This window comes from Kumtagia sp. (assembly GCF_059502445.1).
In genome coordinates, this window is record NZ_JCACER010000012.1 from 114838 (window position 1) to 122113 (window position 7276).

The 7276-nt window shown below is 65.4% G+C and carries 9 protein-coding genes; 8 read left to right on the forward strand and 1 reads right to left on the reverse strand.

What is annotated here, in order from left to right:
* Positions 1-225: 225 nt before the first annotated feature.
* On the reverse strand, positions 226-444 hold the full coding sequence (locus AC5JDC_RS06075) for a hypothetical protein (protein ID WP_106771343.1): 219 nt from the start codon (positions 442-444) through the stop codon (positions 226-228).
* A gap of 123 nt (positions 445-567) precedes the next feature.
* On the opposite strand from AC5JDC_RS06075, the gene AC5JDC_RS06080 reads away from it, so the two are divergent.
* The 8 genes from AC5JDC_RS06080 (at position 568) to AC5JDC_RS06115 (ending at position 7042) form a co-directional block, all read left to right on the forward strand.
* On the forward strand, positions 568-900 hold the full coding sequence (locus AC5JDC_RS06080; RefSeq protein WP_495840036.1) for a hypothetical protein: 333 nt from the start codon (positions 568-570) through the stop codon (positions 898-900).
* A 101-nt stretch (positions 901-1001) separates the two neighbouring features.
* Entirely contained in the window at positions 1002-1637 is a 636-nt protein-coding gene (locus AC5JDC_RS06085; RefSeq protein ID WP_495840038.1) for a DUF6766 family protein, read from the forward strand.
* Between the two features lie 72 nt (positions 1638-1709).
* Positions 1710-1871 carry a hypothetical protein gene (locus AC5JDC_RS06090; protein ID WP_495840039.1) on the forward strand — a complete coding sequence of 54 codons (162 nt, stop codon included), beginning with the start codon at positions 1710-1712 and terminating at the stop codon, positions 1869-1871.
* Between the two features lie 132 nt (positions 1872-2003).
* Positions 2004-2441, forward strand: a complete 438-nt coding sequence (locus AC5JDC_RS06095; RefSeq protein ID WP_106771341.1) for a CBS domain-containing protein — start codon at positions 2004-2006, stop codon at positions 2439-2441.
* Between the two features lie 170 nt (positions 2442-2611).
* Complete coding sequence (locus AC5JDC_RS06100; RefSeq protein ID WP_495840042.1) at positions 2612-3682, forward strand: ABC transporter ATP-binding protein; 1071 nt, start codon at positions 2612-2614, stop codon at positions 3680-3682.
* 31 nt (positions 3683-3713) lie between these two features.
* The gene (locus AC5JDC_RS06105; protein WP_495840044.1) at positions 3714-5039 is read left to right on the forward strand and encodes an ABC transporter substrate-binding protein; all 1326 of its coding nucleotides are present in this window, start codon (positions 3714-3716) and stop codon (positions 5037-5039) included.
* 255 nt (positions 5040-5294) lie between these two features.
* Positions 5295-6146 (forward strand): carbohydrate ABC transporter permease, encoded by an 852-nt coding sequence (locus tag AC5JDC_RS06110; RefSeq protein ID WP_425351307.1) that lies wholly within the window; start codon positions 5295-5297, stop codon positions 6144-6146.
* A 2-nt stretch (positions 6147-6148) separates the two neighbouring features.
* Complete coding sequence (locus AC5JDC_RS06115) at positions 6149-7042, forward strand: carbohydrate ABC transporter permease (RefSeq protein WP_495840046.1); 894 nt, start codon at positions 6149-6151, stop codon at positions 7040-7042.
* The last annotated feature ends 234 nt before the right edge of the window (positions 7043-7276 follow it).

Below are 7276 nucleotides of genomic sequence, written 5' to 3' on the forward strand. Positions count from 1 at the left end.
GCGGACCGACCGTGACTTCCCGGCGACGACCGCCGGGGAGGGGCCCGCCGCGTGAGGGATCGCGGCGGGCCGTCGTGTCGGCGGGGGTGACCTCACGACGTCGCAGGGATGCGTTGTCTGCGACCCGGCCGCCGAACGGAGATGATGGGAAAAAGTTCCCCGACAGGGGTCTCGTCGGGTGCGACGCCGTCGCACCTGATTGTCCCCGACGGACGGAGATGCCGGTCAATCCCGCGGGAGCCGGTTGCCGGCGTGGTCCTGATACTGCTCGTTGCGGATTTCCTTGCCGTCCAGGCCGCGTTCCTTTGTGTGCTGCGCCTTGTCGCGGTTGGACAAGACGGCATTCTCCTCGATCTTGTCCTTCGGCATGTCGGTCATGCCGCCCTGGCCGCTGCCTTTCCCCTGGGTCCCGCGGCCCATATGCTTCTTGCCGCCATTCGCCATGGTCTGCTCCTTCCGATCGCATGTCCTTGCTGGCCGAACAGTCCGTGCCGGCGAAGGTTCCGCCGGCTCCGGAACGAATTCCGACGGCGCCGGTTCGGTCTTCCCAAAGAAGGAGACGAGGCTGTGATCAGCAAAGCGACCAACCACGGAAAACCCAACCGGCGGACGCACGGACATGAGGAGGGCGGCAGCCCGGTCCACGAAGCGCAGCAGGACAACGGCGGCTCCGAAGGCGCGAACCCCCAGGCCGCCGATGCCGACCGGGAGGCGCCCGAGCCCGGGCAGCCGGATACGGAAAGCCCAATGCGGCGCCAGCCGGAACCTGCCGGGGGCTTGCCTGAGGAAGACGACGACAATCCTTATCAAGGGAGCGACGAGGCGCTGCCGGACGACACGGAGGAACGGGTCATCTCGCGCAACCCAGGCAAGGAGGGAGGCCGTTTCGACGAGGTCTGAGCACCCAGCAGGCCCGATGGCCGGGCCTGCCGTCCGGGAACAAAGATGCACATGCGCGGATTGAACCGGTGAACGGCCTGCTTACCGAGGAGTGCTGCCGGATGCGGATACTGCGCGACAATGGCCTCACCATCGCACTGATGGCGGCCTTCCTGTTCAGCATAGGCGGCATGGGCCTGTCCGGCTGGAACGCCCACAACGAGAACCTGGTCGATCACGGGCAAGCCGCCATCGGCTTCCTGGCGTATCTCGCCAGCGGCGACTTCATTTCCGCGGTTTTTGAGAACTGGGAAAGCGAGTTCCTGCAGATGGCCGCCTATGTGATGCTGACGGCCTTCCTGTTCCAGCGCGGCTCAGCCGAGTCGCGCGATCCGGACGAGCCCGAAGGCAAACTGCCGTCGATCCCACCGAAGCTGCGGTCCTGGCATCCGTTCAAGCGCTTCCTCTATTCCTATTCCCTGGGGATAGCGATGGCGCTGCTGTTCGCGCTGTGCTTCTTCGCTCATGTCAGCGGCAGCCTCGCCGCCGCCAACGAGGAGGCCCTGCTGCACGGGGGAGAACTCGATACGCTGGGCTCGCATCTCGTCAGCGCGCGGTTCTGGTTCGAATCCTTCCAGAACTGGCAGTCGGAGTTCCTGTCGACAGCGGTCCTGGTCGTGCTGTCGATCTTCCTGCGCTTCCACGGTTCGCCGGAATCCAAGCCCGTCGACGCGCCCGACGAGAGCACGGGCGCGTAGCCGACGATCTCGTTGCGGGGACGGGAACCCCTCGCACGCCTGCGTGTTGGGCCGGACCACAAGGAGAGAACGATGATACGCTTGCTGTTCGTCGTCGCGGCCGGCTACGCGGCATACAGGCTTCTCGGCCATCGGCCGCCTCGTAAGCCCATGGCGCTGCTGCCTCCGCCGGATGGCCGCCGCACGGCGGAAAAGGAGAGGGCATCGGCGGACGTCCCAAGCGAAGCGGGCTGAGACCGCTCCGGGCGGACGACAAGTCCGGAATGCAATGCTTGCGGTGAGCCGCATGGGCGGAACGATCGGGCCGGCGATCCATTCTGCAAGCAGCACCGACGGGCGGCGGGCGCCAGAAAAGGGAGCTGGAAAATGCGAGTAAGCCATTGCATGACCAACGACGTCGAAATCGCCAATCCGGAACAATCGATCCGCGAGGCCGCCGAAATCATGGCCCGCCTCGACGCCGGCGTCATGCCGGTCGGCGAGAACGATCGCCTGGTCGGCATCATCACGGATCGCGACATCGCGGTGCGCGGCGTGGCAAAGGGCAGGGGCCCCGACGCGAAAATCCGCGACGTCATGAGCACGGACGTCAAATACTGCTACGAGGACGAGGAGATCGAGGACGTGCTGCGCAACATGGGAGACCTCCAGGTCAGGCGCCTTCCGGTGCTGAGCCGCGACAAGCGGCTGATCGGCATCGTCTCCCTCGGCGACCTCGCGACCAACGGCCAGGCGGCCGACGCCGGCGAAGCGCTGAGCGGAATCTCCAAGCCCGGCGGAGAGCATTCGCAAAGCATGCACTGACCCCGGCGAGCCCGGGGCAGCGGACGAAGGACCGGATGCTGCTACACGGGTTTACATGCGCGTCTGGTAGCGCTACCAATTCATCGCGTGGCGGCGGGAGGAGACTGCCGTCACGCGATGCGGTCGTCCTTCCTTCGGAGGGCGCGCGAACTATACGCTCGGGAGGGTAGATGGCGTCCGTCGGGATTCGGAATGTACACAAATCCTTCGGAGCCGTGGAAATCCTGCACGGCGTCAGCATAGACATCGACGACGGCGAGTTCGTTACCCTGGTCGGGCCGTCCGGCTGCGGAAAATCGACCCTGCTGCGCATGATCGCCGGCCTGGAAGGGATCTCGCGCGGCGAGATCGCGATCGGCGAGCGGGTCGTCAACACGGTCGCGCCGAAAGAGCGCGACATCGCCATGGTCTTCCAGAACTATGCGCTCTACCCGCATATGACGGTCGCCGAGAACATGGCGTTCTCGCTGATGCTGAAGAACGCGCCGAAGGCCGAACGCGACCAGCGGGTCCAGCGCGCGGCGGAGATCCTGGGGCTGGTGCCGCTGCTGTCGCGCTATCCGCGCCAGCTCTCCGGCGGCCAGCGCCAGCGTGTCGCCATGGGACGCGCCATCGTGCGCGACCCGCAGGTCTTCCTGTTCGACGAGCCGCTCAGCAACCTCGACGCCAAGCTGCGCGTCGCCATGCGCGCCGAGATCAAGGAGCTGCACCAGCGGCTGAAGACGACCACGGTCTACGTCACCCACGACCAGATCGAGGCCATGACCATGGCCGACAAGATCGTGGTCATGCATGACGGCAATGTCGAGCAGATCGGAAGGCCGCTCGACCTCTACGACCGGCCGGGCAACCTTTTCGTCGCCTCCTTCATCGGATCGCCCGCCATGAACCTGCTGCGCGGCGAGATCGCGGTGCAGAGCGCGCCGTCCTTCGTCGGCGTCGGCGGTGTCGCGATACCGTTGCCGGCCACATCCGGCGTGCAGCACGGCCAGCCCGTGGTGCTGGGCATCCGGCCCGAGCATCTGAGGCTGTCAGACCAGGGCTTTCCGGTTACGGTGGTGGTCGTCGAGCCGACCGGGTCGGAGATCCAGGTCATCGGCAGGACGGAGGGTGGCGAGGAGATCGTCGCCAATTTCCGCGAGCGGCACGCCTTCGAGCCGGGCGAGACCATTCGCCTTTCGGCCGAACCGAACCTCATCCACCTCTTTCACGGCGATACAGGGCAACGATTGAACAGCTAGGCGAACGACCAACCATCGGGAGGAGAAGACGATGCAATTCACCAGACGCGACGTGATCCGCACGGGCGCGGGCGCCGCCGCCGGCATTCTGGGCGGCGGGCTGCTCGGCCGGCCTGCCTTTGCCCAGGAGGCACCGAAATACACGCCCGAGCCGGGCGCGACGCTGCGCCTGCTGCGCTGGTCGCCTTTCGTGCAGGGCGACGAGGATTCCTGGCTGGCCAACACCAAGAAGTTCACCGACGCCACCGGCGTGCAGGTGCGCGTCGACAAGGAAAGCTGGGAGGACATCCGCCCGAAGGCCGCGGTGGCCGCGAATGTCGGCTCCGGCCCGGACCTGATGCTGGTCTGGTTCGACGATGCGCATCAGTATCCCGACAAGCTGCTCGACGTCACCGATCTCGGCGATTATCTCGGCAACAAATATGGCGGCTGGTACGACGGCCCGAAGGGCTACGCGACGCGCGAGGGTAAGTTCGTCGGGCTGCCGGTGGCCTGCATCGGCAACGCCATCGTCTACCGCGACTCGTGGGTCAAGGAAGCCGGCTTCTCCGAGTTCCCGAAGGACACGGCGGGCTTCCTGGAGCTCTGCAAGGCCTTGCAGAAGATCGGCCATCCGGCCGGCTTCACCCACGGCCATGGCGTCGGCGACGGCAACAACTATGCCCACTGGCTGCTCTGGAGCCATGGCGGCAGGATGGTCGACGAGGGCGGCAAGGTCGTCATCAACAGCCCGGAGACGGCGAAGTCGATCGAATATGCGATGGAGCTCTACAAGACCTTCATCCCGGGCACCGAGAGCTGGCTCGACGTCAACAACAACCGCGCCTTCCTCGCCGGCGAGCTCGGCGTCATCGCCAACGGCATCTCGGCCTACCGGACCGCGCAGATCAACAAGGACAACGATCCCAAGCTTGCCGAGATCGCCAAGGATATCCGCACCACCAACCTGCCGATCGGTCCGGTCGGCCAGTCGGTGGAGCTGCACCAGACCACGGTGGCGGTGGTCTTCAATTACACGCCCTATCCGAATGCGGCGAAAGCCTATCTGCAGTTCATGTTCGAGCAGGAGCAGATGGCCAACTGGATCGAGAAGTCGCTCGGCTATTGCTGCCAAACGCTGAAGGGCTTTGCCGACAATCCGGTCTGGACCTCCGACCCCAACGCAGTCGCCTACTCCAAGGCGTCGGAGACGCTGCGCCCGAACGGCTTTGCAGGCCCGCTCGGCTATGCGTCCGCCGCCACCATGGCCGACTACGTGCTGGTCGACATGTACGCCAAGGCGGTGACCGGGCAGGCGACGCCGCAGGAGGCCATGGAAGAGGCCGAGAAGCGGGCGAACCGGTACTACCGCGTGTAGGACGACGATCTCACGCCCCCTCTACCGCCTTCGGCGGTCCCCCTCCCCCGCTTCGCAGGGGAGGATCTACGCAGCGGCCGCGACCTTTGATCCTCCCCCGTTTACGGGGGAGGGGGACCACGCGAAGCGTGGTGGAGGGGGGCGATGCGAACACCAAGGAAAAGCTGAATGGCCTCCGTCACCACCGCCGCGCCGCCGCAATCCGCGACCCGCTCCCGCCTGACCGAGAGCAAGGGCTTTCTCAGCGCATGGTTCATGCTGCCGGCGGCGGTGCTGCTGCTGGTGTTCCTGACCTATCCGCTGGGGCTGGGCGTCTGGCTCGGCTTCACCGACACGCGCGTCGGCCGGCCCGGCATCTTCATCGGGCTGGAGAATTACGAATATCTCTGGGACGACGCCATCTTCTGGCTCTCGGTGTTCAACACGCTGCTCTACACGGTATCGGCCTCGATCCTGAAATTCGTGCTCGGCCTGTGGCTGGCGCTGCTGCTCAACGAGAACCTGCCGCTCAAATCCTTCTTCCGCGCGATCGTGCTCTTACCCTGGGTGGTGCCGACGGTGCTGTCGGCCATCGCCTTCTGGTGGATCTACGATTCGCAGTTCTCGATCATCTCCTGGGCGCTGATGGAGCTCGGCCTGATCGACCACCGCATCAACTTCCTCGGCGATCCGACCAATGCGCGCGCCTCCGTCATCGCCGCCAATGTCTGGCGCGGCATCCCCTTCGTGGCGATCACGCTGCTCGCCGGGCTGCAGACCATCCCGCAGTCGCTCTACGAGGCGGCGACGCTGGACGGCGCGTCGCGCTGGCAGCTGTTCCGCTACGTGACGCTGCCGCTGCTCACGCCGATCATCGCCATCACCATGACCTTCTCGGTGCTGTTCACCTTCACCGATTTCCAGCTGATCTACGTGCTGACGCGCGGCGGGCCGGTGAACGCCACGCATCTGATGGCGACGCTGTCGTTCCAGCGCGGCATTTCCGGCGGGCAGCTCGGCGAGGGCGCGGCGATCGCCGTCGCCATGATCCCGTTCCTGCTGGCGGCGATCCTGTTCAGCTATTTCGGCCTGCAACGGCGCAAATGGCAGCAGGGCGGAGGAGATTGACGATGGCGGTCACCGAAACCCGGAACACCGCCGCCGGCGACGAAGGCGGCATGGGTTACCTGCAGAGCGTGCCGCGGCGCGTGGTCACGATCTATCTGCCGCTGCTCATCTTCGTCGTCGTGCTTCTGTTCCCGTTCTACTGGATGGCGATCACGGCGGTGAAGCCCAACAACGAGATGACGAACTTCAACGACTTCAGCCCCTTCTGGGTGGTGCAGCCGACGCTCGAGCACATCGACTACCTGCTGTTCCAGACCTCCTATCCCGGCTGGCTGCTGAACACGGTGATCATCTCGGTCGCCGCCACCTTCCTATCGCTGCTCGCCGCCGTGTTCGCCGCCTACGCGATCGAGCGGCTGCGCTTTTCCGGCTCGCGGCAGGTGGGACTCGCCATCTTCCTCGCCTATCTGGTGCCGCCGTCGATCCTGTTCATCCCGCTGTCGGTGATGGTGTTCAACCTCGGCCTCTACGACACGCCGTTCGCGCTGATCCTCACCTATCCGACCTTCCTTGTGCCGTTCTGCACGTGGCTGCTGATGGGCTATTTCCGCTCCATCCCGTTCGAGCTGGAGGAATGCGCGCTGATCGACGGCGCCAGCCGCTGGCAGATCCTGACCAAGATCGTGCTGCCGCTGTCGGTGCCGGGCCTGATCTCAGCCGGCATCTTCGCCTTCACGCTGTCGTGGAACGAGTTCATCTACGCGCTGACCTTCATCCAGTCGTCGGAGAACAAGACCGTGCCGGTCGGGGTGCTGACCGAGCTGGTGCGCTCCGACGTCTACGAATGGGGGGCGCTGATGGCCGGCGCGCTGATCGGCTCGCTGCCGGTGGTGATCCTGTACTCGTTCTTCGTCGAGCACTATGTGTCGTCGATGACCGGCGCGGTGAAGGAATAGGGCTAGCGTCCGCCAATTGAGCGGAATTATACGGCCCGAGCGACAGCGCTGCCCCTCATCGCCCTGCCGGGCACTTCTCCCGGTTACGGGAGAAGGACGCCTTCGCCGACGCTTTCGCAAATCGCCGCAGGCGCAAAGATGCGCATTCCTCGCGGCCCGCGGTTCTTCTCCCCGTTTACGGCAGGGCAATCGCATATGCCGATGATGACCGTCATTCCGGGGCCGCGCAGCGGA

Bases quoted from the DNA above. Each gene is read 5' to 3' on its own strand.
- AC5JDC_RS06075 (WP_106771343.1), bottom strand. From the start codon at position 444: ATGGCGAATGGCGGCAAGAAGCATATGGGCCGCGGGACCCAGGGGAAA.
- AC5JDC_RS06085 (WP_495840038.1), top strand. From the start codon at position 1,002: ATGCGGATACTGCGCGACAATGGCCTCACCATCGCACTGATGGCGGCC.
- AC5JDC_RS06090 (WP_495840039.1), top strand. From the start codon at position 1,710: ATGATACGCTTGCTGTTCGTCGTCGCGGCCGGCTACGCGGCATACAGG.
- AC5JDC_RS06095 (WP_106771341.1), top strand. From the start codon at position 2,004: ATGCGAGTAAGCCATTGCATGACCAACGACGTCGAAATCGCCAATCCG.
- AC5JDC_RS06100 (WP_495840042.1), top strand. From the start codon at position 2,612: ATGGCGTCCGTCGGGATTCGGAATGTACACAAATCCTTCGGAGCCGTG.
- AC5JDC_RS06105 (WP_495840044.1), top strand. From the start codon at position 3,714: ATGCAATTCACCAGACGCGACGTGATCCGCACGGGCGCGGGCGCCGCC.
- AC5JDC_RS06110 (WP_425351307.1), top strand. From the start codon at position 5,295: ATGCTGCCGGCGGCGGTGCTGCTGCTGGTGTTCCTGACCTATCCGCTG.
- AC5JDC_RS06115 (WP_495840046.1), top strand. From the start codon at position 6,149: ATGGCGGTCACCGAAACCCGGAACACCGCCGCCGGCGACGAAGGCGGC.